General features: G+C 74.5%; 22 protein-coding genes and 2 tRNA genes. 3 read left to right on the plus strand and 21 right to left on the minus strand.

Features of this window, described 5'->3' with window-relative positions; translation table 11 throughout:
- Window positions 1-28: 28 nt before the first annotated feature.
- From holA to leuS, 8 genes are all read right to left on the minus strand, one after another.
- Complete coding sequence (holA, locus tag ACSMX9_RS07340; protein ID WP_445400950.1) at window positions 29-1,015, minus strand: DNA polymerase III subunit delta; 987 nt, start codon at window positions 1,013-1,015, stop codon at window positions 29-31.
- A 75-nt stretch (window positions 1,016-1,090) separates the two neighbouring features.
- Window positions 1,091-1,336 (minus strand): hypothetical protein, encoded by a 246-nt coding sequence (locus tag ACSMX9_RS07345; protein WP_351238690.1) that lies wholly within the window; start codon window positions 1,334-1,336, stop codon window positions 1,091-1,093.
- Window positions 1,337-1,391: 55 nt separating this feature from the next.
- The gene (locus ACSMX9_RS07350) at window positions 1,392-2,270 is read right to left on the minus strand and encodes a YceI family protein (RefSeq protein WP_351238692.1); all 879 of its coding nucleotides are present in this window, start codon (window positions 2,268-2,270) and stop codon (window positions 1,392-1,394) included.
- A gap of 217 nt (window positions 2,271-2,487) precedes the next feature.
- Complete coding sequence (locus tag ACSMX9_RS07355) at window positions 2,488-4,980, minus strand: ComEC/Rec2 family competence protein (protein WP_445400952.1); 2,493 nt, start codon at window positions 4,978-4,980, stop codon at window positions 2,488-2,490.
- A complete protein-coding gene (locus tag ACSMX9_RS07360; RefSeq protein ID WP_445400954.1) occupies window positions 4,977-5,762 on the minus strand; it encodes a helix-hairpin-helix domain-containing protein in 786 nt (261 codons plus the stop codon). Before ACSMX9_RS07360 ends, ACSMX9_RS07355 begins: the two co-directional genes overlap by 4 nt.
- Before the next feature lie 144 nt (window positions 5,763-5,906).
- Complete coding sequence (locus ACSMX9_RS07365; protein WP_445400956.1) at window positions 5,907-6,767, minus strand: DegV family protein; 861 nt, start codon at window positions 6,765-6,767, stop codon at window positions 5,907-5,909.
- A gap of 105 nt (window positions 6,768-6,872) precedes the next feature.
- On the minus strand, window positions 6,873-7,601 hold the full coding sequence (locus tag ACSMX9_RS07370) for a hypothetical protein (protein WP_445400958.1): 729 nt from the start codon (window positions 7,599-7,601) through the stop codon (window positions 6,873-6,875).
- Window positions 7,602-7,777: 176 nt separating this feature from the next.
- Window positions 7,778-10,732 (minus strand): leucine--tRNA ligase, encoded by a 2,955-nt coding sequence (leuS, locus tag ACSMX9_RS07375; RefSeq protein ID WP_445400960.1) that lies wholly within the window; start codon window positions 10,730-10,732, stop codon window positions 7,778-7,780.
- A 452-nt stretch (window positions 10,733-11,184) separates the two neighbouring features.
- Here leuS and ACSMX9_RS07380 point away from each other — a divergent pair, with 452 nt between their 5' ends.
- The gene (locus ACSMX9_RS07380; RefSeq protein ID WP_445400962.1) at window positions 11,185-12,192 is read left to right on the plus strand and encodes a cytochrome b/b6 domain-containing protein; all 1,008 of its coding nucleotides are present in this window, start codon (window positions 11,185-11,187) and stop codon (window positions 12,190-12,192) included.
- Complete coding sequence (locus tag ACSMX9_RS07385) at window positions 12,189-13,784, plus strand: NADH-ubiquinone oxidoreductase-F iron-sulfur binding region domain-containing protein (RefSeq protein WP_445400964.1); 1,596 nt, start codon at window positions 12,189-12,191, stop codon at window positions 13,782-13,784. Before ACSMX9_RS07380 ends, ACSMX9_RS07385 begins: the two co-directional genes overlap by 4 nt.
- Window positions 13,785-13,858: 74 nt before the next feature.
- On the opposite strand, the gene ACSMX9_RS07390 is transcribed toward ACSMX9_RS07385, so the two are convergent.
- The 8 genes from ACSMX9_RS07390 to ACSMX9_RS07425 all read right to left on the minus strand — a co-directional run bounded on the left by ACSMX9_RS07390 (window position 13,859) and on the right by ACSMX9_RS07425 (window position 18,955).
- Window positions 13,859-13,931: transfer RNA gene (locus ACSMX9_RS07390), tRNA-Ala, on the minus strand.
- A 112-nt stretch (window positions 13,932-14,043) separates the two neighbouring features.
- Window positions 14,044-14,277 (minus strand): hypothetical protein, encoded by a 234-nt coding sequence (locus ACSMX9_RS07395; RefSeq protein ID WP_366116734.1) that lies wholly within the window; start codon window positions 14,275-14,277, stop codon window positions 14,044-14,046.
- Between the two features lie 422 nt (window positions 14,278-14,699).
- Window positions 14,700-14,772 (minus strand) — tRNA-Ala (locus ACSMX9_RS07400).
- 106 nt (window positions 14,773-14,878) lie between these two features.
- A complete protein-coding gene (locus ACSMX9_RS07405; RefSeq protein WP_351238708.1) occupies window positions 14,879-15,559 on the minus strand; it encodes a histidine phosphatase family protein in 681 nt (226 codons plus the stop codon).
- Window positions 15,556-16,014: a ribosome silencing factor gene (rsfS, locus tag ACSMX9_RS07410; RefSeq protein WP_351238710.1), complete on the minus strand. Its 459-nt coding sequence runs from the start codon at window positions 16,012-16,014 to the stop codon at window positions 15,556-15,558. The genes ACSMX9_RS07405 and rsfS overlap by 4 nt, the downstream gene beginning before the upstream one ends.
- Window positions 16,015-16,128: 114 nt before the next feature.
- Window positions 16,129-18,039: a LytR C-terminal domain-containing protein gene (locus ACSMX9_RS07415; protein ID WP_445400966.1), complete on the minus strand. Its 1,911-nt coding sequence runs from the start codon at window positions 18,037-18,039 to the stop codon at window positions 16,129-16,131.
- Between the two features lie 16 nt (window positions 18,040-18,055).
- Complete coding sequence (gene nadD, locus ACSMX9_RS07420; RefSeq protein ID WP_351238712.1) at window positions 18,056-18,682, minus strand: nicotinate-nucleotide adenylyltransferase; 627 nt, start codon at window positions 18,680-18,682, stop codon at window positions 18,056-18,058.
- A 111-nt stretch (window positions 18,683-18,793) separates the two neighbouring features.
- Complete coding sequence (locus ACSMX9_RS07425; RefSeq protein ID WP_351238714.1) at window positions 18,794-18,955, minus strand: hypothetical protein; 162 nt, start codon at window positions 18,953-18,955, stop codon at window positions 18,794-18,796.
- A gap of 250 nt (window positions 18,956-19,205) precedes the next feature.
- Here ACSMX9_RS07425 and ACSMX9_RS07430 point away from each other — a divergent pair, with 250 nt between their 5' ends.
- Window positions 19,206-20,339, plus strand: coding sequence for a M48 family metallopeptidase (locus ACSMX9_RS07430; protein WP_445400968.1), 1,134 nt, complete (start codon window positions 19,206-19,208; stop codon window positions 20,337-20,339).
- A 5-nt stretch (window positions 20,340-20,344) separates the two neighbouring features.
- Here the strand turns inward: ACSMX9_RS07430 and ACSMX9_RS07435 are convergent, their stop codons facing one another.
- The 5 genes from ACSMX9_RS07435 to proB form a co-directional block, all read right to left on the minus strand.
- On the minus strand, window positions 20,345-21,415 hold the full coding sequence (locus tag ACSMX9_RS07435; protein WP_445400970.1) for an SCO2583 family membrane protein: 1,071 nt from the start codon (window positions 21,413-21,415) through the stop codon (window positions 20,345-20,347).
- 91 nt (window positions 21,416-21,506) lie between these two features.
- A complete protein-coding gene (locus tag ACSMX9_RS07440) occupies window positions 21,507-22,076 on the minus strand; it encodes an SCO2584 family spore wall biosynthesis protein (RefSeq protein ID WP_445400972.1) in 570 nt (189 codons plus the stop codon).
- Between the two features lie 122 nt (window positions 22,077-22,198).
- Window positions 22,199-23,506 (minus strand): glutamate-5-semialdehyde dehydrogenase, encoded by a 1,308-nt coding sequence (locus ACSMX9_RS07445; protein WP_445400974.1) that lies wholly within the window; start codon window positions 23,504-23,506, stop codon window positions 22,199-22,201.
- A gap of 84 nt (window positions 23,507-23,590) precedes the next feature.
- On the minus strand, window positions 23,591-24,055 hold the full coding sequence (locus ACSMX9_RS07450; protein ID WP_351238724.1) for a hypothetical protein: 465 nt from the start codon (window positions 24,053-24,055) through the stop codon (window positions 23,591-23,593).
- A gap of 177 nt (window positions 24,056-24,232) precedes the next feature.
- Window positions 24,233-25,360, minus strand: a complete 1,128-nt coding sequence (gene proB / locus ACSMX9_RS07455; RefSeq protein ID WP_445400976.1) for a glutamate 5-kinase — start codon at window positions 25,358-25,360, stop codon at window positions 24,233-24,235.
- Between the last annotated feature and the right edge of the window lie 206 nt (window positions 25,361-25,566).

A 25,566-nucleotide genomic window follows, 5' to 3' on the forward strand; every position in this document is an offset into this window, starting at 1 on the left:
GGGGCCCTCGGCGTGCGCGGACGGCTTCTCAGTTCCGGCGGGAGCGGGCCGCCCGGGCGATCGCGACCACGGCCTTCTCCAGGGCGTACTCCGGGTCGTCGCCACCGCCCTTGACCCCGGCGTCGGCCTCCGCGACCGCCCTGAGCGCCACCGCCACCCCGTCCGGGGTCCAGCCGCGCATCTGCTGACGGACCCGGTCGATCTTCCACGGCGGCATGCCCAGCTCACGGGCGAGGTCGGCGGGCCGGCCGCCGCGGGCCGAGGAGAGCTTGCCGATCGCCCGTACCCCCTGGGCCAGCGCACTGGTGATCAGCACCGGGGCGACCCCGGTCGACAGGGACCAGCGCAGCGCCTCCAGCGCCTCCGCGGCCCGCCCCTCGACGGCCCGGTCGGCGACCGTGAAGCTCGACGCCTCCGCCCGGCCGGTGTAGTACCGGCCCACGACCGCCTCGTCGATGGTGCCCTCGACGTCCGCGACGAGTTGGGCCGCCGCCGACGCCAACTCCCGCAGATCGCTGCCGATCGCGTCCACCAGCGCCTGGCACGCCTCCGGGGTCGCGGACCGGCCCAGCGCGCGGAACTCGCCGCGGACGAAGGCCAGCCGGTCGGCGGGCTTGGTCGTCTTCGGGCAGGCCACCTCACGGGCGCCCGCCTTGCGTGCCGCGTCCAGGAGCCCCTTGCCCTTGGCCCCGCCGGCGTGCAGCAGCACCAAGGTGATCTCCTCGACGGGCGCGCCGAAGTACGCCTTCAGCTCCTTGACGCTGTCGGCGGAGAGGTCCTGGGCGCCGCGGACGACGATGACCTTGCGTTCGGCGAAGAGCGAGGGGCTGGTGAGCTCGGCGAGGGTGCCGGGCTGGAGTTGGTCGGAGGTGAGGTCGCGGACGTCCGTGTCGGCGTCCGCGGCCCGCGCGGCGGCCACCACCTGCTGCACCGCGCGGTCGAGGAGGAGGTCCTCCTGGCCCACGGCGAGCGTGACGGGGGCGAGCGGATCGTCGGTTGCGGTCTTCTTGGCCATCACGCCCCAGCATCCCACGTCCCACTGACGCTCCCCGGCGCACGGCGACGGGCGCCGGTCCGGCGGCGGACGCGGTCAGGGTTCCTCGCGCCAGCCCTCCCACTCGGCCGCGAAGTCGTCGAGGCCCCGCGGATCGAGCCGGCCCTGCGGGTCCTCGACCACCACCAGCCACTGGGCGTCCTCGGCGTCGTCCTCCCCGGCCAGGGCGTCCCGGACGAGTTGGGGCTCCTCGCGCACCCCGAACCGCTCGGCCAGGGCCTCGGCCGCCTCCTCCGCGGCGTCCCGGTCGGGCAACACCAGCACGTGTCTCACGTCGCTCACCCGGCCATTGTCCGGCACCGGGGCGGGCCCCCGCGCCGGCGGGGTCCGGTCGCCGTCAGCCCTTGGGCACGACCTGGATGTCGAGGGCGACCTCGATGCTGGGGCCGATCGCCGCGATGCCCCGGGCCAGCATGGTCTGCCAGGTGATGGTGTAGTCGTCGCGGTGCAGTTCGGTGGTGGCCCGGCAGGCGGCCCGGGGTTCGCCCTCCATGCCGTTGCCGAGGCCCAGGTACTCGGTGTCCAGCGTCACCGTGCGCGTCACGCCGTGCAGGGACAGCGCTCCCACCAGGTGCCAGCGGCTGCCGCCCCGGTGGACGAACCGGTCGCTGTAGAACTCCAGGGTGGGGAAGCGCTCCACGTCCAGGAAGTCCCCCGACCGCAGGTGGTCGTCCCGCATCTTCACGTTGGTGTCGATGGAGGCCGCGTCGATCACCACGTGGAGGGCGGAGTCCTCCATCCGCTCGCCGATCCGCAGGGCGCCGGCGAAGGTGTTGAACCGGCCGTGGATGCGTGCCAGTCCGATGTGGCGCGCGGTGAACGCGACGGAGGAGTGGGTCGGATCGATCGTCCAGTCTCCGGCGCCGGGCAGCGCCTGCGGCGGCACCGGCTGGAGCAGCACGTCGCCGACCGGGACGTGGGCGCCCTCCGGAACGGTGGCGCTCCCCCGGTAGGGGGTGTACCCCTCGGACTCGACCACCACGCGGTAGTCGCCCACCGGCACGGTCGCCACGAACTGGCCGAAGGGGTCGGTGCCACCGCTGACGACCGGGCGTCCGACCGCGTCGGTGACCGTCAACTCCGCGTTCCGCACGGGCTCGTTCACCAGGTCGAGGACCCGGCAGCTCAGGACGCCGGCGGATGGGGGCACCGGGACCGCCGAGACGGGGGACACCCCTCGTGCGTTCTTACGGTTTCCCAGCCAACGGCCCAGCATGCCCGAAACACCCCATGATCGTATGACGTCACCCGACGTTCAATCGGAAAGGCATTCGACCACCTTCGCTCCTTGCGAAGCAAACTCACCGACCTTCCACACTCTCTCGCCCATACCTCCACTTCTCCGGGAAATCCCAGTTCAGACCCGCTTATGTCGCCCGTCTCCACTTTCATCCGACCATTCGCACCGCCTTTCCGTGCGCAATGCCCATGGCTCACGGTCCGGGGCCGGTCGTACTCACCTCCGCCGCGCCGTCCCCGGTGCCGACCACGGCCACCGAACCGTCCCGGTCCGTGCGCAGCACCGTGGCCCCGGCCGCGCGCAGGGCGGTGAGGGTGCGGGTCGCCGGATGCCCGTACGGATTGTCCGCGCCGGCCGAGATCAGCGCCAGCCGCGGTCCGGTGCGGGCGAGCAACTCCGGGTCCTGGTGCGCCGACCCGTGGTGGGCCACCTTCACCACGTCCGCCCGGGCCGGGCGGGTGGACAACGGCCCCCGGGCCAGGGCCCGTTGCGCGGGCGGCTCCAGATCGCCCAGCAGCAGCATCCGCAGCCCGCCGCTGCGCACCCACAGGGTCACGCTCGCATCGTTGGGTTCGAGGGCGACCGTGCCGGCACCGGGCTGCGGCGGCCACAGCACCTCCCAGTCGACCGGCCCGACCCGGCGGCGCTCCCCCGCCACCGCCTGGCGCAGTGGCACCCCCTGGGCGGTGGCGAGCCGCCGCACCGCGGCGGCCTGGGCGGCCGGCTCCGCGAGTCCCGTCGTCTCGATCACGCCCACCTCGCGGCCCCGCAGCACCCCGGGCAGTCCGGCCACGTGGTCGGTGTGGAAGTGCGTGAGCAGGACCGACGGGACGCGGGTGATCCCCAGGCGCCGCAGGCAACGGTCGATGCGCCGGGGGTCGGGCCCCGTGTCCACCACGACGCCGGTGGCCCGCCCCGCCGCGAGGACCAGCCCGTCCCCCTGGCCCACGTCGCACATCACCAGCCGCCACCCGGGCGGCGGCCAGCCCGTGACCCAGCGGGTCAGCGGCACCGGACGCACCACCGCCACCACGGACAACAGCACGCACGCCAACGCCAGCCAGCGGTACCGCAGCACCCAGCCGGCCAGCACCACCGCCCCCGGGGCGAGCGCCACCAGGAGCAGCGCCGCGGGCCAGCCGCCGGACCAGGCAATCGACCCGCCCGGCAGCGACGCCCCCGCCCGGGCGACCCCGGCGATCCACTCCACCGGCCACCCGGCACACCAGGCCAACGCCTCGGCGCAGGGCAGCAGGACCCAAGAGAGGGCCAGCGCGCCGAAGCCCAGCACCGTGGCGGGGGCCACCGCGAACTCGGCGAGCAGATTGCACGGCACTCCGACCAGGCTGACCCGCTCCGCGAGCACCGCCACCACCGGAGCGCACACCACCTGCGCCGCAGCGGCGGCGGCCACCGCCTCGGCGAGCCGCCCGGGCACGCCCCGGTCGCGCAGGGCCGCGCTCCACCGCGGCGCCACCGTGAGCAGGGCCCCGGTGGCGAGGACGGAGAGCAGGAATCCGGGGCTGCGGGAGAGCCACGGGTCGTACAGCACCAGCAGGAACACGGCTGCCGCGAGCGCGGGGAGCAGCGAGCGGCGCCGCCCGGTGGCCATCGCCAGCAGGGCGATCCCGCCGCAGGCGGCGGCCCGCACCACGCTGGGTTCCGGCCCGCAGACCACGACGAAGCCGAGGCTCAGTGCCGCGGCCAGCGCCGCCGTGGTGCGCAGCGGGATGCCCAGCCTCGGCGCGAGGCCGCGGCGCTCGGCCGACTGCGCGGTGCCGGGCGGGCCGATCAGCAGGGCCAGCAGGATCACGAAGTTGCCGCCGCTGACCGCCAACAGGTGCGTCAGGTCGGTGGCCTCGAACGCCTCGCGCAGTTCGGGACCGATGCGTGAGGTGTCGCCCACCACCAGCCCGGGCAGCAACGCCCGTGCATCGGGCGACAGTTCCGCGGTCGCCTCCCGCAGCCCGGCGCGCAGCCGCCCCGCGATCCGCTGCACCGTGCCGGGGCCCGCCACCGGGTGCGGTCCCCCGCTGCCGTCCACCCGCAGCACGGCGGCCACGTCCACGCCGTCCCCGTAGGGGGGCGACAGCCGTGCCGTGGTCCGCAGCCGGCTGGAGGGAAGCACCGCCAGCCAGCGCTCCCGCTCCCGGCCCGCGTCGACGAGGACCAGCACCGGGGTCCGGGTGGCGGTCGTCGCGCCGTCCGGGCCGCGCACCCGGACCACCCGGGCGTCCACCAGGAGCGGGGGCGGCGGTCCCCCGCCCGCCGACCGTTCCCGCGCCGGGCGGGGGTCGGCAGTCACCTCCCACTCAACGGTGGCGGTGGCGTAGCGGGCCGCGAGCTCCGGCACCGGGCCGCGCCGCACGTCCGCCGCGTGCAGGGCGGCCGTGGTGGTGGACGCCGCCAGGCACAGCAGGACCAGCGCACCGGTCGGGTGCCCCCGCCGAGTGCGCGGCGAGCCGCGGCGGCGCAGGGGCAGCAGCAGGACGGCTCCGACGAGTGCGCCGACCGCTACCCGGGCCGGGTGTCCGGAGGGAGCCCCCAACGCCCAGGCGGTGGCCGCCCAGACGGTGAGCGCGGCCGGGACCAGGCGCAGGTCGGCGGGGTCCGTCCGGTTCGTCGTCGGGTGGGCCGCCGCGGGGGACGGTCGACCCGAGGAGGGGGCGCGCACGACCGTCCTCACGGCTGCACCAGGTCCTTGAGGTCCGCGTAGCGGCGTTCGCCGATTCCGGTCACTTCCCGCAGCTGTTCCACGCTGCGGAAGGCGCCGTGCGCATCGCGGTGGTCGATGATGCGGCGCGCGAGCACCGGGCCCACCCCGGGCAGTGCGTCGAGTTGTTCGGCGGTCGCCGTGCTCAGCGGGACGGGGCCGGTCGGTGGGGTCGGCCCGGAGCCGCCGGTCGTGGTGGTGCCCGGGGGCGGTCCGGTCGGGGGCACGCCGACCACGACCTGCTCGCCGTCGACGAGGACCCGCGCCCGGTTGAGCCCCGTCAGGTCGGCCCCGGGGCGCACGCCGCCGGCGGCGCGGAGCGCGTCCGCGACCCGGGCACCCACGGGCAGCCGCAGGACGCCCGGTCGTCGGACCTCGCCCCCGACGTCCACCACCACCCGGCGCCCGTGGGGCGTCGCGGAGGCGGCGGGCGCGGTCCGTTCCGGGGGCGCGGGGCCCACCGCCTCGGGGACCCGCACCGGTTGGGGCCGACCGTCCCGGAAGTGGTGGACGGCCAGCACGAGCGCGAGGACCAGCACCACAGTGAGGGCGACGAACCCGCGCCACTCCAGTGCGCAGCGCGTGCGGAGCCAGAGCGGCAGTCGTTCCCGTACGGACAGTGCGCCGCGGTTCAGGCGGCCGAGGGGCCGGCCGTCCGCAGGGGGCGGGTGCGGTGGTGACGGGTCGCCGGGAGCGGTGCCGGGCATGGTCCCGGAAGGGCCGGAGGGATGGCGGTCGGGCGGTCGAAGGTCCATGCCCCCGACGGTAGACATTCCCCGTCACTCTCGGTGATCATGAACAAATCCCGGGGATCACCGGCCCGTTGTGGATAACTCCGCCACTCGTTCCAGCGAATCCCCCACGTCCGAGTTGACGTCGAGTCAGTGGATGCGGGTGGCTCAGGCCCCACCGGGCCGTGCGGAGACCACGACTCCCAGCAGCCCGGGCCCGGTGTGCGCCCCGATCACCGCGCCCACCTCGCTGACGGGCACCTCGCCCAGTCCGGGCAGCCGTTCCTGGAGCCGTTCGGCGAGCCCGGCGGCCTTCTCCCCGGCGGCGAGGTGGTGCACCGCGATGTCGACCGGGCCGATGACGCCCGCCCGTTCCACCGCGATCTCCTCCAGCCGGGCGATCGCCCGTGCCGAGGTGCGCACCTTCTCCAGCGGCTCGATCCGCCCGTCGACCAGCTGGAGCAGCGGCTTCACCGCGAGCGCGGAACCGAACAGGGCCTGGGCGGCCCCGATCCGACCGCCCCGCCGCAGGTAGTCCAGGGTGTCCACGGAGAAGTAGGCGGAACTCCCCTCGGCCCGCTTCTGGGCCGCGGCCACCACCTCGTCGATCGAGGCGCCCGCCGCCGCGGCCTGCGCGGCGGCCAGGGCGCAGAACCCCAGGGCCATGGCGATCATCCCGGTGTCGACCACCCGGACCGGTATCGGCGCCGACCGGGCGGCGAGCACGGCCGCGTCGTAGGTGCCGGACAGTTCGGAGGAGAGGTGGAGGGAGACGATGCCCTCGGCCCCCGCTTCGGCGGCCCGCCGGTAGGTGGCGGCGAAGACCTCGGGGGCCGGGCGGGAGGTGGTGACCGGCCGGCGCTTGCGCAGCGCCTCGGCCAGGGACCGGGCGGAGAACTCGGTGCCCTCCTCCCAGGCACGGTCCCCGATGACCACCGTCAGCGGCACCAGGACGATGTCGTGCTGTCGCACCGCCCGCTCCGGCAGGTAGGCCGTGGAATCGGTGACGATGGCGACATGGCGGGACATGGCTTGGAGGTTACCCGCCCCGGCGGGAGCACGGCAGGCCGGGCCGGGGGCGGCCGGCCGCCCCCGTTCGCCGACGGGGTCCGGCCCGCTCATGACGGAGCGGGCTCAGGTGGTGCTCTCGGGCCGGGGCTGCTTCTTCTCCCAGGGACGGCTGGGCTGCGGTCCGGTCGGAGCGATGGCGGGGCGGGAGGCGGCTGGCTGCTGCTCCTCGGGGCGGGGCTCGCGCCGGGCGGGCTCGGGCTCCGGCGCGGCGGGGGGCTCGGACCAGGAGAAGGGGGCGTCCGCGGCGGGCGCGCTGGTCCAGTGGCGCAGCGCGTCCGACTCCATGCCGATCTGCTGGCTGAGGGTGTCGAGGTCGTCGTGGGCGAAGCGGTGGGCCCGTTCCCGCGCGGCCCAGCGCAGGGCGTCGGCGGATTCGGTGATCTGGTCGGTGCGCCGGCGCAGTTCGGGGAGGACGGTGGTGAGCTGGGTGCGGTCGGGCTCGGTCTCCAGCCGCTTCAGCTCGCGGTCCAACTCCTGCCCGTGCACGCTCAGCCGCTCGAAGAGGGCCAGGGACTCCTTGAGGGACTCGTCCTCGGCGACGCCGGCCTGGAGGGCGTCCTGGGTGGCGCGCATGGAGGTGCGCAGGGTGAGCCGGAGCTGGGCCAACTCGCCGGCCGGACCCACCTGGGTGTAGGTCTTGGCCTTGAGGGTGGTGTCCTCGACCCGGCGGCGGGCCTGGTGGATGGTGCGGTCCACGCTGCGCTTCGCCGCACCGACCACCTTGACCGCCGCGTAGCCGCCCACGACCACGAAGAGCACCACGAGCAGCACCAGGGCGATCAGCAGTTCCATATGAGTCCTCTCCCCGGTCCTCTCCTGCTCTACCACGGTAAACGCAAAAGGCCCGTTCGGGAGTTCCCCCGCGCCCCGACTCCGCCGCGCACGTCCCCCAGGGGAGTTCCCGGAGTCCGGCGCGGGCGGCTCAGGGGAGGGGTCCCTCCCCGGAGCCGCCCGGCGGCCGTACCGGCTCAGGCCGGCACGATGTTGACCAGCTTCGGGGCCCGGACGACGACCTTGCGCACGTCGGCGCCGCCGAGTGCGTCCCGCACCTTCGCGTCCGCCAGGGCCAGGCGCTCCAGCTCCTCGTCGGAGACGTCCGGGGCGACCTCCAGCCGGGCCTTGACCTTGCCCTTGACCTGCACCACGCAGGTGACGGTCTCGTCCACCAGGTGGGCGGGGTCGGCCACCGGGAAGTCCCGGTGCACCACGGAGTCGGTGTGGCCCAGCCGGCGCCACAGCTCCTCGGCGACGTGCGGGGCCAGCGGGGCGATCAGCAGCACCAGGGGCTCGGCCACCGCGCGCGGGAGCGGTCCCTCGGTCCGGGTGAGGAGGTTGTTCAGCTCGGTGATCTTGGCGATGGCGGTGTTGAAGCGCAGGCCCTCAAGATCCTGGCGCACCCCCTCGATCGTCTTGTGCAGGGCGCGCAGGACGTCCTCGGCGGGGGCGTCCCCGGTGACGGTGACCTCGCCGGTGGCCTCGTCCACGACGTTGCGCCACAGCCGCTGGAGCAGCCGGTACTGACCGACGACGGCACGCGTGTCCCAGGGGCGGGAGACGTCCAGCGGGCCCATCGCCATCTCGTACAGGCGCAGGGTGTCGGCGCCGTACTCGGCGCAGATCTCGTCCGGGGTGACCGCGTTCTTCAGGGACTTGCCCATCTTGCCCAGCAGTCGGCTGACCTTCTCGCCCCGGTGGAAGAACTCGCCGTCGCGCTCCTCGACCTCGGCGGCGGCCACCGCGATGCCCCGGGCGTCGCGGTAGACGTACGCCTGGATCATGCCCTGGTTGAACAGCTTGTGGAACGGTTCGGGCGAGGAGACGTGGCCCAGGTCGTACAGGACCTTCGACCAGAAGCGTGCGTACAGCAGGTGCAGGACCGCGTGTTCGGCGCCGCCGACGTACAGGTCGACGCCGCCGGTGGGCGCGCCCTCGCGCGGGGACATCCAGTAGCGGTCGATGTCGGGGGCGACCAGCTGCCGGTCGTTGTGCGGGTCGAGGTAGCGCAGCTCGTACCAGCAGGAACCGGCCCAGTTGGGCATGGTGTTGGTCTCGCGGCGGTAGCGGCGCGGGCCGTCGCCCAGGTCCAGGGTGACGTTGACCCAGTCGGCATTGCGGGACAGCGGGGTCTCGGGCTGGGTGTCGGCGTCGTCCGGGTCGAAGGTGCGCGGCGAGTAGTCCTCGACCTCGGGCAGTTCCAGCGGGAGCATCGACTCGGGCAGCGGGTGGGCGACGCCGTCCTCGTCGTAGACGATCGGGAAGGGCTCGCCCCAGTAGCGCTGGCGGCTGAACAGCCAGTCGCGCAGCCGGAAGCTGACGGTGCCCTCGCCGATGCCCCGGCGGGCCAGCCACTCGGTGATGCGGGCCTTGGCGTCGACGACGCCCAGGCCGTCCAGGGAGACGCCCTCACCCGTGGAGTTGACGAGCTGCGCGTCGTAGGAGGCGAAGGCGTCGTCCCAGGTGGCGGGGTCGGTGCCGCGGTCGTCATCGGGTTCGACGACGCAGCGCATCGGCAGCTCGAAGGCGCGGGCGAAGGCGAAGTCGCGGGAGTCGTGCGCGGGCACGGCCATGATGGCGCCGGTGCCGTAGCCCATCAGGACGTAGTCGGCGATGAAGACGGGGATCTGCTCGCCGCTGACCGGGTTGGTCGCCCGGGCTCCCGTGAAGACGCCCGTCTTCTCCTTGGCGTCGGCCTGGCGTTCCACGTCGGACTTGGCGGCGGCCTGCTTGCGGTAGGCGGCGACGGCCTCGGCGGGGGTGGCGTGGCCGCCGGTCCAGACCTCGCGGGTGCCCTCGGGCCAGGCGGCCGGGACGATCCGGTCGACCAGGTCGTGCTCGGGCGCCAGGACCATGTAGGTGGCGCCGAACAGGGTGTCCTGACGCGTCGTGAAGACGGTGATGGCCTCGGCGCCGGGCACCGCCTCGGGCGTGCCGGAGACGGCGCCGGTGACGGCCGCCGCCGCGGCGCCGTCGACCGCGACCGGGAAGTCCACCCGGGCGCCCTCGGAGCGGCCGATCCAGTTGCGCTGCTGGAGCTTGATGGCCTCGGGCCAGTCCAGCCCGTCCAGGTCGTCCAGGAGGCGGTCCGCGTAGGCCGTGATGCGCATGTTCCACTGGCGCAGCTTGGCCTTGAAGACCGGGAAGTTGCCGCGCTCGGAGCGGCCGTCCGCGGTGACCTCCTCGTTGGCCAGCACGGTGCCGAGCCCGGGGGCCCAGTTGACGGGCGCCTCGGAGGTGTAGGCGAGGCGGTACTCGCCCAGCACGTCGGAGCGCTCCTTGGCGCTCAGCTCGTGCCAGGACCGGGCGGTGCCCGGCACGGCGCGCTCACCGGACGCGAACTGGGCGACCAGGTCCTCGATGGGGCGGGCCCGGTCGGCCTCCTCGTCGTACCAGGAGTTGAAGATCTGGAGGAAGATCCACTGCGTCCACCGGTAGTACGCGGGGTCGATGGTGGCGATCGAGCGCCGCTGGTCGTGGCCGAGGCCCAGCCGGCGCAGCTGCCGCTTCATGTTGTCCATGGCGGCTTCGGTGGAGACCCGGGGATGGGTTCCGGTGGCGATCGCGTGCTGCTCGGCGGGCAGGCCGAAGGCGTCGAAGCCCAGGGTGTGCAGGACGTTGTGCCCGGTCATCCGCTGGTAGCGGGCGTACACGTCGGTGGCGATGTACCCCAGGGGGTGGCCCACGTGCAGCCCGGCACCCGAGGGATACGGGAACATGTCCATGATGAACTTCTTGGGACGGGCCACCACGGCCGGGTCGCCCGCGAGGTCGCCGCTCGGGTTGGGCGCCCGGTAGGTGCCCTCCGCCTCCCAGACGTCCTGCCACCGTCCCTCGATGGCGGTGGCCAGGGTCGCCGTGTAGCGGTGCGGGGCCACGGCCTCCGCGGCGCTGTCCGCGGCGGCGGGGGAAGAATTCGTCTCGCTCATGGTCCCTACAAGCTCCATCGATCGTCATCTGCCTGCGGTCGTCGACCACTTCGCCCGGTGGCGACGAGGTCCGGAAACGAAAAAACCCCTCGCACAGGAGGGGGAGCCGCGCCGATGCCGACCGGACTCGCGGCCTGCGGTCCCCCGAGGCGGCCCGGTCGGGTCCTCAGGTGTCCGCCGTCGTCCGTCAGGGTCCGGTCGGTACTGATCAGCGCGGCCCGCTAAGCAGAAGGCCTACGGCACGCATGGCGCCAGAATACCCCAGGGGTCAGGGCCCCGGCGACGCGCCCCGAGGGCTGCGATTACCGTGCGTACCCCTCCTTAACGGGACAACATCCGGGGCGGATCGCACCGCAGCGCGAAGCAATGGCCAAAACTCCATACTCAGCGCTCTGACCTCAACCTAGAGTGCCGCAGCGGGACCACCGTGCCGCGCCTTTGGGAGTCGCCCCATGAACCCCCACCACCCCAGACCCCTCCGGAGTCCCCGGGGCCACCGAGCGCCCCGCGGGCGCGGGCGGCGCCCCCGGCGCGCCGGCGCCCCGGACGGACGGGCGCGCCGGACCCGGCGGCTCCTCGGAGCGGCAGGAGCGGTCCTCCTGCTGCCGCTGCCCGTCGTCCTCGGCGGCGACGGGCTGAGGGACTTCGTCGACCACTGCGCGGGGGTGCTCGCCCTGGTCTCGCTCACCTGCTCGGTCGGCTGGGGGCTGCTCGCCTCCGACCGCCTCCTGCTGAGCCCCCGTCAACGGCTGCTGGCCCAGGCCGCCCACCGGACGACGGCGGTGGGGGCGCTCGCCTTCCTGCTGCTGCACCTCACCGTCAAGCTCGTCCTGGGCCGCACCACCCCGCTGGCCGCGCTGGTCCCCTTCGGCCGCGGCCTCACCGGCTCCGCCGGACTGATCGGGCTGGGGTCGCTGGCCGCGCTGCTGATGCTGGTCGCGGGCCTCACCGGCGCCCTGCGCGGCGCCTTCGCCTCCCCCGCCCCGGTGGCGGCCCGCTGGCGCTCGGTGCACGCGCTCGCCTACCCCGCCTGGTGCGCGGCGCTGCTGCACGGACTGCACGCCGGACGGCCCCCCGCGGGCTGGGTGACGCTCCTGTACGGGCTCTGCCTGCTGGGGGTGCTCGCCCTGCTCGGGCTGCGCGCGGCGCCGCCCGAGGTGCGTCGCCGGGCCGCCGAACGGTTCCTGGCCGCGCTGGCGCCCCAGCCCGTCGAGGCCCCGGCCCCCGCCGCCGTACCGCCCCCGCCGACCGTGCCGCCGCGCACCCCGCCCCCCGTCGACCGGTGGCCGACGGCCCCGCGCGCGCCCGTCCCGTCGACGCCCGTCGCGGAACCCGCCGTCCACCACGGGGGCGAGCCCCATCTGCGTCCGCACCCGGCCGTGGAGTACGCCCCGGCGGTGGACCCGGACGGCACCGCGGGCGCCGACGTCTCCCGGGCCGTCGCAGGAGGCGGGCAGTGAGCGCCGGCGTCACCTCGCTGCCCGAGGTGCCCGAGGTCCGGGCGGCCGGGGTGCCCCGGCTCACGGCCGGCTTCGACCTGGCCGAACGGCTCGACCTCGCCGGGCATCTGGTGGTGCACGGCCCGCTGCCCCCGCTGAGCGGCGAACGGCTGGCCGCGCTCGCCGAGGGGATCGCCCTGCGCGGACGCGGTGGAGCCGGCTTCCCGTTCGCGCGCAAGCTGCGTGCGGTGGCCGACGCGGCGGTCCGCCGGGGGGTGCGCCCCGTGGTCGTGGTCAACGGCAGCGAGGACGAGCCCGCCTGCCGCAAGGACACCGTCCTGCTCAACCGTGCCCCGCACCTGGTCCTGGACGGCGCGCTGCTGGCCGCCGAGGCCCTCGGCGCGCGCACCCTGGTGGTCGGGGTGACCCGGGACTCGACCCGGCGGTCGACGGAGCGGGCCCTCGACGAGCGCGGCCTGGCCGACCGGCGCGGGGCGGGGCTGCGCGCCCGGGTGCAGCGCAATCCGCACCGGATGGTCACCGGCGAGTCCTCCGCGCTGATCCGCTCGATCGACGGCGGGCCGGCCAAGCCCCCGGGGCGCAAGGTGCGGGCCGCGGAGACCGGGGTCGGCGGGGCGCCCACCCTGCTGTCCAACGCCGAGACCTTCGCCCAACTCGCCGTGGCGGCCCGGACCGGCGTCGACCGCTACCGCTCCACCGGGGTCCCCGACGAACCGGGCACGGTCCTGCTCACCCTGTCCGGCGCGGTGGCCCGGCCCCTGGTGTTGGAGGCGCCCTCCGGGGTGCCGCTGCGGTACGCGCTCCAGCTCGCCGGGGCGCCCGCCGACCCGCAGGGGGTGCTGACCGGGGGCTACCACGGCCGGTGGCTGGACCCGGCCGCGGCCCACGGGGCGGTGGTCTCCCGGGCAGCCCTGGAGCGGGTGGGCGGCCGGTTGGGGGCCGGGGCCGTCCTGCCGCTCGCCCGGGACACCTGCCCGCTGGGCGAGGCGCTTCCGGTGGCCCGTTGGCTGGCCGGGGAGAGCGCCGGGCAGTGCGGGCCCTGTCACCGGGGGCTGCCGGCCGCGGCCCGGGGCCTGGAGGAGGTGCTCACGGGCGGCGGACCGCTCGCCCTGGAGGCCCTGCGGCAGATCACGGACGCCGTACGGGGGCGGGGGGCCTGTCGGCACCCGGACGGCTCGGCCGACTTCGTCGAATCGGCGCTCGTCGCCTTCGCGGACGACCTGGCCGCGCACGTGCTGGGCGGTGGCTGCGGCCGTCCGGTGCGGGCGGTGCTACCGCTGGGGACGGGCGGGGCGGGAGCGGTCGACGGGGACGCGGGCGAGGCCAGCGGGCGGGTGCTGACCGTCGACTGGACGCTGTGCGAGGGGCACCGCCTGTGCGCCGACATCGTGCCCGAGCTACTCCCGATCGGGCCGGACGGCTATCCCTCGGTCGCCGAGGTCCCGGTGCCGCACCGGGCGCTGGCCGACGCCGAGCGGGCGGTGCGTCGGTGCCCCGCGCTCGCCCTGCGGTTGGAGGCCGATCCGCGGCACGCCGCCGGGCCGCAGGCACCGGGCCGGGGCCGTCGGGCCCTGCGCCGCGGCCGGGGATGACGCCGGCGGAGGCGCACGGAAAGCGGAAGGTCCCGCCCGGGCGACCGGGCGGGACCTTCCGCTTCCACTTCTTGTGGAGCTAAGGAGAATTGAACTCCTGACCTCCTGCATGCCATGCAGGCGCTCTACCAACTGAGCTATAGCCCCGTGCTGCGTGCTTCCGGGTTTCCCCGGCGGCGACGCCAACACTAACGTCCCCTCCAGCCGTTCACCAAATCCGTTCCGGGAGCCCGTCCGGCCCCCGACGGCGGGCCGCGCTTCAGGCCGTGGCGAACGAGTAGAAGCGCTTGAGGGTGCAGTGCTCGTCCAGCAGCCGACCGTAGATCGGCTCCCCCTCCAGCTCCCGGTAGGTCTCGATGGGGTCGCCCTTGATGATCAGCGCCCGGGCGCACTCCTCGCACCAGTACTGGTAGTCGGAGTGGGCGGGCTCCATGTCCCGGACGATGGGCGTGCCGCTGCCGCACCAGTCGCACTTACGCCTGTGTGCACCCATCGCTCAGCTCCGGGGACGGCGGGGGCGGACCGGACCGGACGCGCCGGGCACGGCGTGCGCCCGGACGGGCGGCGCGGACGGGGTCGGACGGTCGGGACGGGACCCCGTGCGGAGCCCTCGGCGGGTGCGGCCCCCGTGGGGCACCCCCCGGACGAGGGGGCGGTCGCCCCCCTCGCGGATGCTCGAAGGCATCGCTTCTCCCTCCCGTCGGGCCGCGTCCCCAGCCGGCCCGTCGATTCTGCCACGCAAGGGCCGCCACGGTCAGCGACGACCGCGTACCGGTCCGGACACGGTCGGCGCCCGCCGCCGGCGCCACGCCCACCCGCGGCGGTGGCCCCCGGGCGCGGGGGAGTTCCGCGGCGGAGCGGGAACGAGAAAGGTGACCTGCCCCCGCTCGTGCGAGAACAGATCACCTTCGTCTGTGGAGCTAAGGAGAATTGAACTCCTGACCTCCTGCATGCCATGCAGGCGCTCTACCAACTGAGCTATAGCCCCGTGCGTTCTTCCCGCCCGGCGGGCTGAACAAGAAGAACTTTAGCCTGCGAGCGGCCGGAAAGTGAAATCCGCGTCCGCGGGTGCCGGCTCCGGCCGCACGGCGGTCTCAGTCGTCGTCGCCCAGGACCGGCTCGGGCAGGGTGCCCGCGTTGTGCTCCAGCAGACGCCAGCCGCGGGCGCCCCGGCCGAGCACCGACCAGCAGCAGTTGGAGAGGCCGCCCAGGCTCTCCCAGTGGTGGGAGTCGAGGCCCAGCAGGCGCCCGATGGTGGTGCGGATGGTGCCGCCGTGGCTGACGACGACCAGCGTGCCCTCCTCGGGCAGCTTGTCGGCGTGGGCGAGGACCACGGGCGCCGCACGGTCGGCGACCTCGCTCTCCAGTTCGCCGCCGCCCCTGCGGATCGGCTCGCCGCGCTTCCACGCCGCGTACTCGTCGCCGTACCGCTCGATGATCTCGTCGTGGGTGAGGCCCTGCCAGACGCCCGCGTAGGTCTCCCGCAGGTTCTCGTCGTGGGTGACCGTCAACCCGGTGAGCGCGGCCAGTTCGGCGGCCGTGCCGGCGGCCCGCTTCAGGTCCGAGGAGACGATCGCGTCCGGGTTCAGCGAGGCGAGCAACCGGGCCGCGCGGCGGGCCTGGAGGACGCCCGTCCCGGTGAGCTCGATGTCGCTGGTGCCCTGGAAGCGGCGGGCCAGGTTCCAGGAGGTCTGACCGTGCCGCCACAGGATGATGCGGCGGCTGCTCCCGGACTCGGAGAACGGCTTGAGGTCGGTGCGGCTGGAGGCGCTCATCGCAGTTCCCCGCCCAGCTCGCGCAGTTCGCCGGCCTCCTCGGCGGCCTGCTGGCGCTGCGCGTGCTCGGCGCCCTTGCCCCGGGTGGCCCGTGCCTCGGCGGGCAGCTCGATCTCGGGGCAGTCCTTCCAGAGCCGCTCCAGGGCGTAGAAGACGCGCTCCTCGCTGTGCTGCACGTGGACGACGATGTCGACGTAGTCGAGGAGGATCCAGCGCGACTCGCGGTCGCCCTCCCGGCGGACGGGCTTGGCACCCAACTCCTTGGCGAGCCGTTCCTCGATCTCGTCGACGATCGCCTTGACCTGGCGGTCGTTGGGGGCGGACGCCAACAGGAAGGCGTCCGTGATCGCCAGGACGTCGCTGACGTCGTAGGCGAGGATGTCGTGCGCGAGCTTGTCGGCCGCCGCCTGGGCGGCGGCGGAGATCAGCTCTAGGGAACGGTCCGTAGCGGTCACTGCGCGGCTTTCGTCGGTCGGTCAGTACCCCTCCAGGGTCTCACGGTCGGTTGACCGCGGACCAAACGATTACCGTGCGCGACCGCCGCGGCGGGCCGGCCGGGGTCACCGGCGCTACGGCGACTTCGGCGCGTAGTCCCGACCGAGGGTGACCTCGATCTGGGCGTTGCCCTCGACGGTGCCCTGCACGACGGCGGACGCGGGCAGGCCGAGGGTCTTGGCGACCTCGCCGGCCTCCTGACGGTGCTCGGCGTCCGCATGGACGACCCGGGTGGTCGTGGCGGCGCTGTGCTTGCCGCCGTCGACGACGGTGTAGCCGCCGTTGACCAGGACGACCCGGGCGGACTCGACGCTCTCGTCGCCGTCCGCACCGCTGGCGTCCCGGACGCCGACCCGGATCGCGTCGCCCTCGGCCGGGGCCTTGACGGTGCCGCCGAGCAGCGGCTTGACCACGGTCTCGGTGGCCTCGTCGGCGAGTGCGCCGCCGGACGCGACGGGGAGCAGCGCGGTCGTGTAGTCGCCGCCCTTGGCGCGGTCGGAGAGCCTGGCGAGGAAGGCGCCGAGGTCCTGTTCGGTCAGGGACGGGTCGAGGATCTGGGCGAGCGACTGGACCGTGACGGTGGCGGCCTCGGCGTCGGAGGACAGCTTGCGCAGGACGGCCTGCACGACCTGGCCGAAACGGGCGAGTTGGGCGTCCTGGGCCTCGCCGGGGGCGCGGTGGGTGGCGTAGGCGACGGCCATGGGACCGCTGAGGGTCTGCCGTTCGCCGCGCCGGACGAGCGGGGCCTGTCCCTTGGCCGCCTTCTCGGCGGGGACGTCGACGTCGGTGTCCACCTCGATGCTGCCGACGAGTTCGACCAGGTTGTTCAGGTAGGGGGTGTCGAGGCGCCAGGTGCCTTCGATGCGGGTGCCCAGCAGGGTGTCCACCGCGGTGCGGGTGCCGGTGGAGCCGTCGTCGTCCACGGACTTGGCGAGGGTGGTGGAGGTGCCGTCCTCGGTGGCGACGCCGAGGGTGTTGGGCAGCAGGATGGTGCTGCCCTGCTCGGTGGTCGTGTTGTCCACCAGGAGCGCGGTGGAGGTGCCGCCCTGCTTGGTGTGGTGCAGGTGGACCAGGACGACGTCGCGCTTCTGGGGACCGGTGGCGGCGGGTCCCGCCGGGTCCTCGTCGCCGGAGAGGCCGGGCAGCTTGCCGGCGAACCCCAGGTAGCCGAGGACACCGACCACGACCAGGGCGAGCACCACGCCCAGGGCCACGAGCCGGCCGCGGGCGCGGCGCTTGGCCTCCTCGCGGCGCTCGGTGCGGTTCTCGGTGAAGGCGAGCCAGTCGATGACGTCCTCGGGGTCGCCGTCCGGCTCCTCGCCGAAGGAGAACTGCTCGGTGTCGGGGTCCCGGGGCGGGGCCGCGGGACCGGCCCCGGCGGGCTCCGCGCCGAGGTGCTCGGGCCCGGGCGGGGGGCCCTGCGCCGGAACGTGGGCGGTCAGTCCGGCGGCGGCCCCGTCGTGGAACGGGCCGGGGTCGGGCGCCGGCACCGGCTCGTGGGGCGGGTAGGCGTCGTACGGGACGCCGGTTCCGTATCCGGCGGCCGGCGTGGTTCCGTGGTCGGAGGGGTGAGCGCCGTACCCGTGGCCCTGCGGGTCGGGGTAGCCGTGTCCCCCGGGGTCCGGGACCGCTCCCGGGTAGGGCTGGTCGTAGGTGCCGGCGTGGCCGGGCGCCGGGTACTCCTGCGGGTAGTGCGCCGGGTGCTCCTGGGGGAGGCCGTACCCGTACCCCTGCTGGGGGGCGAACGACTGCTGCTCGTACGCGTGGGGCTGGGGGGCGCCGTAGGCGTCGGTCGGGTCCTGGCGGGAGGGGAACGGGGCCGGTGCGGCCTGCTGGTAGACGGGACGGCCGTACTCGTCGTAGCCCGCCAGTTCGTAGGCGGCGAAGCCCTCGCCCCCTTCGGAGGCGTCGGCGGGGCGGGGGGCACCGGAGCCCGAGTACGTCCCGCCCGGGTATCCGTCGTCACGATCGTCTCGGCCGTTCACAGCTGCCCCTCCCGGCTCAGTCGCCGCGGTACAGGTCGCGCTTGTCGATGTAGCGCACCACTCCGTCCGGTACCAGGTACCAGACCGGGGCGCCCGCCGAGACCCTCGCCCGACAGTCAGTGGACGAGATGGCGAGGGCGGGGACCTCCACGAAGGAGACGCCTCCGGCGGGAAGTCCGGGGTCCGCGAGGGTGTGGCCGGGGCGGGTGACCCCGATGAAGTGTGCCAGGGAGAACAACTCTTCCGTGTACCGCCAGGTGAGGATCTGGGCGAGCGCGTCGGCACCGGTGATGAAGAAGAGGTCCGTGTCCGGGTTGAGGGCCTTGAGGTCACGGAGGGTGTCCGTGGTGTAGGTGGGGCCGCCGCGGTCGATGTCGATGCGGCTGACGGAGAACTGCGGGTTCTCCGCGGTGGCGATGACCGTCATCAGATAGCGGTCCTCGGCGGGCGAGACCCGGGCCTCGCTCTTCTGCCAGGGCTGCCCGGTCGGGACGAAGACGACCTCGTCGAGGTGGAACTGGGCGGCGACCTCGCTGGCCGCCACCAGGTGCCCGTGGTGGATCGGGTCAAACGTTCCGCCCATGACCCCGAGACGGCGCTTGCCGTGGTTCGTCCGGCCGGTAGGCATGTCCTGATCTCCCATGCGTGCAGACCCTACCGGCCCGTACTGCGGGCTCGAACGGCCGGCCGGACGTGCGGGCGGCGTCCGGCCGTCGGTGGCGCAGCGGGCCGGCGGTCGGGTCGTGCGCGGGCGTCAGCGGTCCCGGTTGAAACGGGTGGTGATCCAGAGCAGCAGGAGCAGGACGAGGAGTGCGCCGCCACCCGTGACGTACGGGCTGATGCTCGCGTAGGGGCCGTGGTGCTCGCCGCCCGAGGCCAGGTTGACCAGCGGGGCCGCGGTGCTGTGCAGACTCATCTTCGGAGGACCTATCCGGAGGAGGAACGGGCTGGAGACGGGGTGCCTCCGGGGCCATCGTAAGCGTGGGGTAAAGCTGAGTCGCGGGAGGGCCGTGATTACGGGGGTTCGGGCGCCGCCGGATCCGTCACGCGGTGTCACCCCCCGGGGCCGACGGCGGATCGACCGGTTCCGGGACGTCCGGGAACCCGGGCGGGCGGACGTGCGTTTTCACCGGTGACACAGGCACGGGGCTCGACAGGGGGGCGCGATGACGGACGGTACCGGCAAGGACGACGGACGGACGGCGGACGGCGGTGCTGCGGAGGGGAGTTCGCCCGGGCGCACCCGGCGGCGGTTCCCGGGCATCTCGTCCCGGGCCTACGAACACCCCGCGGACCGCTCGGCGCTGGTGGCGCTGCGCAAGCTCAGCGGCTTCGACACGGTCTTCAAGGCGCTGAGTTCGCTGCTGCCCGAGCGCAGCCTGCGCCTGCTGTTCCTGTCGGACTCGGTACGGGTCTGCGACGTCCAGTTCCCGCACCTCAACGACATGCTGCGGGACGCCTGTCACATCCTGGACCTGGAGAAGGTCCCCTCGATGTACGTCAGCCAGGACCCCAAGCCGAACGCCATGTGCATCGGCCTGGACGAGCCCATCATCGTGGTGACCACGGGCCTGGTGGAGTTGCTCGACGAGGAGGAGATGCGGGCGGTCGTCGGCCACGAGGTCGGGCACGCCCTGTCGGGCCACGCGGTGTACCGCACGATCCTGCTGTTCCTGACGAACCTGGCGCTGCGGGTGGCGTGGATCCCGCTCGGGAACGTCGCGGTCATGGCGATCGTGACGGCGCTGCGGGAGTGGTTCCGCAAGTCCGAGCTGTCGGCGGACCGGGCCGGGCTGTTGGTGGGCCAGGACCTCCAGGCGTCCCTGCGGGGCCTGATGAAGATCGCGGGCGGCAACCACCTGCACCAGATGAACGTGGACGCCTTCCTGGCCCAGGCCGAGGAGTACGAGCGCGGCGGCGACCTGCGGGATTCCGTCCTCAAGATCCTGAACGTGCTGCCCCGCTCGCACCCCTTCACCACCGTGCGGGCCGCCGAGCTGAAGCGGTGGGCCGAGTCCCGGGACCACCAGCGGCTGATGGACGGCCACTACCCGCGGCGCGACGAGGACAAGGACGCCTCGGTCACGGACTCCCTGCGCCAGTCCGCGGCCTCCTACGCCAGCGACGTCCGCGGGTCGAAGGATCCGCTGATGAAGCTGGTCACCGACATCGCGGGCGGGGCGGGCGAGCTCGGCGAGCGGGTGCGCAGCAGGTTCGGCGGCTTCGGCTCGGGCCGGGACGCGGGGGCTCCGCCCGCGGGCGGAGCCCCCGCGGGGCCCCCGGGCGGGTCCGGGGGCTGACCGGCTCAGCCGGCTCGGGTGGCCTGCGGCTGGGCGCCGGGGGCCAGCGTTCCGCAGGGATGGCTGGCGCCGTCCGCGGCATAGGGGTCGGTGGCCCGGGGCGGTCCCCCGGCCGGGGGGCTGCCCGCGAGCAGGGGCCGCAGCCGGTCCGCCCAGCGCGCTGCGCAGGCCAGCGGGCCGGCCTGGGTGTACGAGGTCACCACCTCGGCCCGGTGCTGCCGGAGGTCCTCGCGGTCGAAGCGGAACAGCAGCGCGCGGCGGACGGTGAACAGGGCCGCCCGGGTCGTCCCGCCCCGGGCGGGACGCAGCGCGTAGACGAAGGTGTGGTCGCTGGTGACCTCCAGGGTGCCGGAGTCCGCCTCGGAGACCCGCAGGGTGCCCTCGACCCGTACCCGGGGCTCGGCCAGGGCCACCCGCGCCGGGTCGAAGCGGACCAGCCAACCGGTCGCGGAGTGCAGCCCGTCCGCGGCCGGCCGTTCGACGCTCCGGTCGAACTGGGCGTACTGGTCGGAGTCGATCAGGACGCGCACCGGCCGCACGGCGTCCCCGGTGAGCACCTCCGGGTCGACGGACGACCTCACCAGGTACTCCTTGGCGATGACCAGGGCGGCTTCGACCTGGCCGACCGAGAAGTGCGCGGTGCGGCTGCGCAGCGGGAGGGCGATGCCCTTGGCGCCGATCCGGAACTGGTCGGCGGGGCTGCGCGCGTACAGCTCGGCCGGGGAGCCACCGGGGACGGTCGCCACCGGGGCCAGGGGGATCACGGTCATCCGCAGCGGTGCGGCCCGCTGTCCGGGGTACCGTTCGGCCGGTTGGCGGAAGCCCAGGTAGACAGCGGTCACGAAGGCGACCGCGATCGTCACCACCAGGGTGAGCGCCTGCCAGGACGTGCCGCGGCGGCGCGGCGGGGGTGCCCGGCGCACGGCGGGGGTGTGGTCGGTGATCCGCTCCTCGGCGGAGAACTCCTGGAGCCGGGCAGCGCGGACGAACGACTCGTCGAAGACGACGGATCGGTACTCGTCATCGCCCGGGGCGCCCTCGGGTGTCCCCTGCGGTGGGTTTCCTGGCCCGCCCATACCTTCAGGGTGGGTCAGGGCGGCGTTCCGTAAACGCGGTGCCGCGCCGCGAGTTCACCTCCCCGGCCGAGCCGGCCGGAACCCTACGGTGTCAGGGGGCGTGCGGCACGGTCACGAGCGGGGGCGGGGAGGATGCGGCCGCTCCGGGGGTGCGCGCCGGCTGGCTCCGCTCCCACTCGGTGGAGCTGGGGCGCGGGGCGGGGTCCTGCCGACCGCCGGCGGCCCCCCGGTAGACGGCGGCGAAGGCCAGGGCGACCATGCCGATCCCCATCACCAGGGCGAGGACCCAGGCCAACCGCCGGGGCCAGCGGGCGTGGCCCATGAAGGCGTCGCTGCGGCCGTAGGACTCCTCCAGCACGTCCCGGGCGTACCGGTCGTCGGGGTCGAAGTCGCGGCCTTGGCCGAAAACCTCCCGTGCGAGGGCGTGTTCCTCGTCACCGAAGTCGTCGGCCGCACCACGGGACCCGGGACGGCCCTCCGCGTCGGAGCGGGCTTCGGCCGCCGCCAGCAGGCGTTCCTCGGCGCTGGGTTCCCGTACCCGGGCGGCCCGGACGAAGTCCTCGTCGAACACCACGGAGGCGAACTCACCGTCCGCACCTCCGTGGTCGCGGTCGTCGGGCTGGCCGCCGTCCGGCGGCGTGCCCCCCACGTCCTCCGGCACGCCCCCAGGGTAGCCCCGAAAGGGCGATCCGGGCAGACTGTCCGATCGATCCCGGACGCCCGGGACGGCCGCGCGGGGCACGGCCGTCCGGGGGACGGGAGGGGCGCGGGACGCCCCGCGGGTCAGCCGCGGGTGTGGCCGTCGCCCGTGACGATGTACTTGGTGCTGGTGAGCTCCGGCAGGCCCATGGGGCCGCGGGCGTGCAGCTTCTGGGTGGAGATGCCGATCTCGGCGCCGAAGCCGAACTGCCCGCCGTCGGTGAACCGGGTGGAGGCGTTGACCGCGACCGTGGTGGAGTCCACCAACTGGGTGAACCTGCGGGCCGCTTGCTGCGAGCCGGTGACGATGGCCTCGGTGTGCCCGGAGGACCAGAGACGGATGTGCTCGACCGCCTTGTCCAGGGAGTCCACCACGGCGGCGGCGATGTCGTACGAGAGGTACTCGGTGTCCCAGTCCTCGGCGGTGGCTGCCACCACGGTCGCCTTGCTGCCCGCCGCGTACGCGGCGACCCGCGGGTCGGCGTGCACGGTCACCCCGGCCTCCGCGAGGGCGTCCAGGGCGCGGGGCAGGAACGCGTCCGCGATGTCCCGGTGCACCAGGAGCGTTTCGGCGGCGTTGCACACGCTGGGCCGCTGCGCCTTGGAGTTGACGAGGATGTCGACGGCCATGTCGAGGTCGGCCCGGGCGTCGACGTAGACGTGGCAGTTGCCGGTGCCGGTCTCGATGACGGGGACCGTGGACTCCTCGACGACGGTGCGGATCAGCGAGGCGCCGCCGCGCGGGATCAGCACGTCGACCAAGCCGCGGGCGCGCATCAGTTCGCGGACGGAGTCCCGGCTCTCGCCGGGGACCAGCTGGATCGCGTCGGCGGGCAGTCCGGCACCGCCGACCGCGTCGCGCAGCACCCGGACCAGGGCGCTGTTCGACTCGTAGGCGGAGGAGGAGCCGCGCAGCAGCACCGCGTTGCCCGACTTGAGACAGAGGGCGGCGGCGTCGACGGTGACGTTGGGGCGGGCCTCGTAGATGATGCCGACCACGCCGAGCGGCACCCGCACCTGGCGCAGGTCGATGCCGTTGGGCAGGGTGGAGCCGCGGACGACCTCCCCCACCGGGTCGGGCAGGGCGATCACGTCCCGGACGTCGGAGGCGATGGCGCGCACCCGCTCCGGGGTGAGGGTGAGCCGGTCGACGATCGCCTCGCTGGTGCCCGCCTCGCGCGCCTTGGCGGTGTCCAGGGCGTTGGCCTCGACGATCTCCCGGGACCTGACCTCCAGCGCGTCGGCGATCGCCGACAGCGCCTCGTCCTTGGCGGCGCGGGGCAGCGGGGCGAGGTCCGCGGCGGCGGCCTTGGCCCGGTAGGCGGCACGCGCGACCTCGGACATGTTGTCGTACGGGGAAGGCGCGGAGAGCGGAGCTTGCGACGACGTCATGCGGGCAGGGTAATGCGCCCCCGGGCCCGGGCGGCCCTCGTCCCACACCCCGAGACGCGCGTCCCGGGGCGCGGGCACGGCAGCTCAGTACGGGTGGACCCCCACGGGAGTGGCGGGGGCGGGCCCGTAGCCGCGGGCCACCCGCTGGTGGTACGTCTCCCGGTCGATCACTTCGAGACCGACGATCTCCCAGGGCGGCAGCTGCGCGGTCCGCCGGTGCTCACCCCACAGGCGCAGCGCCACCGCCGCGGCGTCGTGCAGGTCCCTCGCCTCCTCCCAGTACCGGATCTCCGCGTGGTCGTGGGCGTACCGGCTGGTCAGCAGGAAGGGGTGGTCGTGGGCCAGCTGTTCCAGACCGCGGCGGACCTCGCCCAGCGGGGCCTCGGCCCCCGACAGGCTGAGGGTCACGTGCCACAGCCGCGGCGCCCCCTCGACCCCCTCACTCCCCTGCCGGGTCGTGCTCGTCGGGGCCCGGTCCTCCCGCACCGCCCTCAGGGCGGTGGTCGCGAGGCCGGCCCGGGCCGCGACCCCTTGGCGCGCTCGTGCCACGACGGTCTCCTTCACGCAGTGGTCGTCCGACCGGTCCGACTGGTCCCTGACACCGGACCCTGCGTCCACGCTGACACCCCCACCGCCCGCCGTGGGCCACTTTTACGGAACGTCCACCTGCCGGACGCCTCCCCGTGCGTCCCCGCTCCGTCCGGGCCGCTCCGGTGCGGTGGGCGGTCAGTCCCCGAGCAGGACCAGGGCGTCGCGGTGGACGACCTCCCGTTCGTAGGCCGGGCCCAGGTCCCGGGCCAGGTCCCGGGTGGAGCGGCCGAGCAGCCGGGGCAGCTCCTTGGCGTCGAAGTTGACCAGTCCCCTGGCCACCGCCCGACCGTCCGCGTCCCGCAGTTCGACCGGGTCGCCCGCGGAGAACTCGCCCTCCACCGCGGCGATCCCCGCCGGCAGCAGCGACTTGCGGCCCTGCACGACGGCCCGCACCGCGCCCTCGTCCAGGGTGAGCGCACCGCGCGGGGTCGAGGCGTGCTGGAGCCACAGCAGCCGGTCGGGGGAGCGACGGCCGGTGGGGTGGAAGTAGGTGCCGGTGTCCCGGCCCGCGAGGGCGTCCGCCGCGTGGACCGCCGAGGTGAGCACCACCGGGACGCCGGCGGCGGCGGCGATCCGCGCGGCCTCGACCTTGGTGACCATGCCGCCGGTGCCGACGCCGGCGCGCCCCGTGCTGCCGATCTCGATGCCCGCCACGTCCGCGGGCCCCCGCACCTCCGCGAGCCGGGTGGCCCCCGGTCGGCGGGGGTCGTCGTCGTAGAGGCCGTCCACGTCGGAGAGGAGCACCAGCAGGTCGGCGCGGACCAGGTGGGCCACGAGGGCCGCCAGCCGGTCGTTGTCGCCGAAGCGGATCTCGTCGGTGGCCACCGTGTCGTTCTCGTTGACGACCGGCAGCGCGCCCATCGCCAGCAACTTGTCCAGGGTGCGGGAGGCGTTGCGGTGGTGGGCGCGGCGGCTGGTGTCCTCGGTGGTGAGGAGGACCTGTCCGACGCGGACCCCGTAGCGGGCGAACGACGCCGTGTACCGGGCCACCAGCAGCCCCTGGCCCACGCTCGCGGCGGCCTGCTGACGGGCCAGGTCCTTGGGGCGCCGGTGCAGCCCGAGCGGGGCGAGGCCGGCGGCGATGGCGCCGGAGGAGACCAGCACGACCTCCTTCGCCCCGCCGTCGCGGACCTTGGCCAGGACGTCGACGAGGGCGTCCACGCGGTCCGCGTCGAGCCCGCCCGCGGCGGTGGTCAGCGAGGACGAGCCGACCTTGACCACGATCCGGTGTGCTTCCGTGACCCGCTGCCTTACCCCTGACACGCGCTTCCCCTCAGTCGCCCGGTGCGTCCGGTCCACCCGGTGCGTCCGTCGACGGGCCGCCGGGCGCCGCTTGGCAATGTACGTGAGAGTCGTCCCGATCGGTCCGGGCCGTCCGATCGGCGGATGCCGCCGCCCCCTCCTGCACGGAAGTCTCATGGGGGTCTCAGCGACGCGTCAGTTCCGCGCGACACGATTCCCCGGCGAGA

The organism is Streptomyces sp. LE64 (genome assembly GCF_052606915.1).

Coding starts and splice junctions, on each gene's coding strand:
- ACSMX9_RS07380 (WP_445400962.1), top strand. CDS start 11,185: ATGAACCCCCACCACCCCAGACCCCTCCGGAGTCCCCGGGGCCACCGA.
- ACSMX9_RS07365 (WP_445400956.1), bottom strand. CDS start 6,767: ATGTCCCGCCATGTCGCCATCGTCACCGATTCCACGGCCTACCTGCCG.
- ACSMX9_RS07370 (WP_445400958.1), bottom strand. CDS start 7,601: ATGGAACTGCTGATCGCCCTGGTGCTGCTCGTGGTGCTCTTCGTGGTC.
- ACSMX9_RS07435 (WP_445400970.1), bottom strand. CDS start 21,415: ATGGGCGGGCCAGGAAACCCACCGCAGGGGACACCCGAGGGCGCCCCG.
- ACSMX9_RS07350 (WP_351238692.1), bottom strand. CDS start 2,270: ATGCTGGGCCGTTGGCTGGGAAACCGTAAGAACGCACGAGGGGTGTCC.
- nadD (WP_351238712.1), bottom strand. CDS start 18,682: ATGGGAGATCAGGACATGCCTACCGGCCGGACGAACCACGGCAAGCGC.
- ACSMX9_RS07405 (WP_351238708.1), bottom strand. CDS start 15,559: ATGAGCGCCTCCAGCCGCACCGACCTCAAGCCGTTCTCCGAGTCCGGG.
- ACSMX9_RS07445 (WP_445400974.1), bottom strand. CDS start 23,506: ATGACGTCGTCGCAAGCTCCGCTCTCCGCGCCTTCCCCGTACGACAAC.
- ACSMX9_RS07430 (WP_445400968.1), top strand. CDS start 19,206: ATGACGGACGGTACCGGCAAGGACGACGGACGGACGGCGGACGGCGGT.
- leuS (WP_445400960.1), bottom strand. CDS start 10,732: ATGAGCGAGACGAATTCTTCCCCCGCCGCCGCGGACAGCGCCGCGGAG.
- ACSMX9_RS07395 (WP_366116734.1), bottom strand. CDS start 14,277: ATGGGTGCACACAGGCGTAAGTGCGACTGGTGCGGCAGCGGCACGCCC.
- ACSMX9_RS07425 (WP_351238714.1), bottom strand. CDS start 18,955: ATGAGTCTGCACAGCACCGCGGCCCCGCTGGTCAACCTGGCCTCGGGC.
- holA (WP_445400950.1), bottom strand. CDS start 1,015: ATGGCCAAGAAGACCGCAACCGACGATCCGCTCGCCCCCGTCACGCTC.
- ACSMX9_RS07360 (WP_445400954.1), bottom strand. CDS start 5,762: ATGGACCTTCGACCGCCCGACCGCCATCCCTCCGGCCCTTCCGGGACC.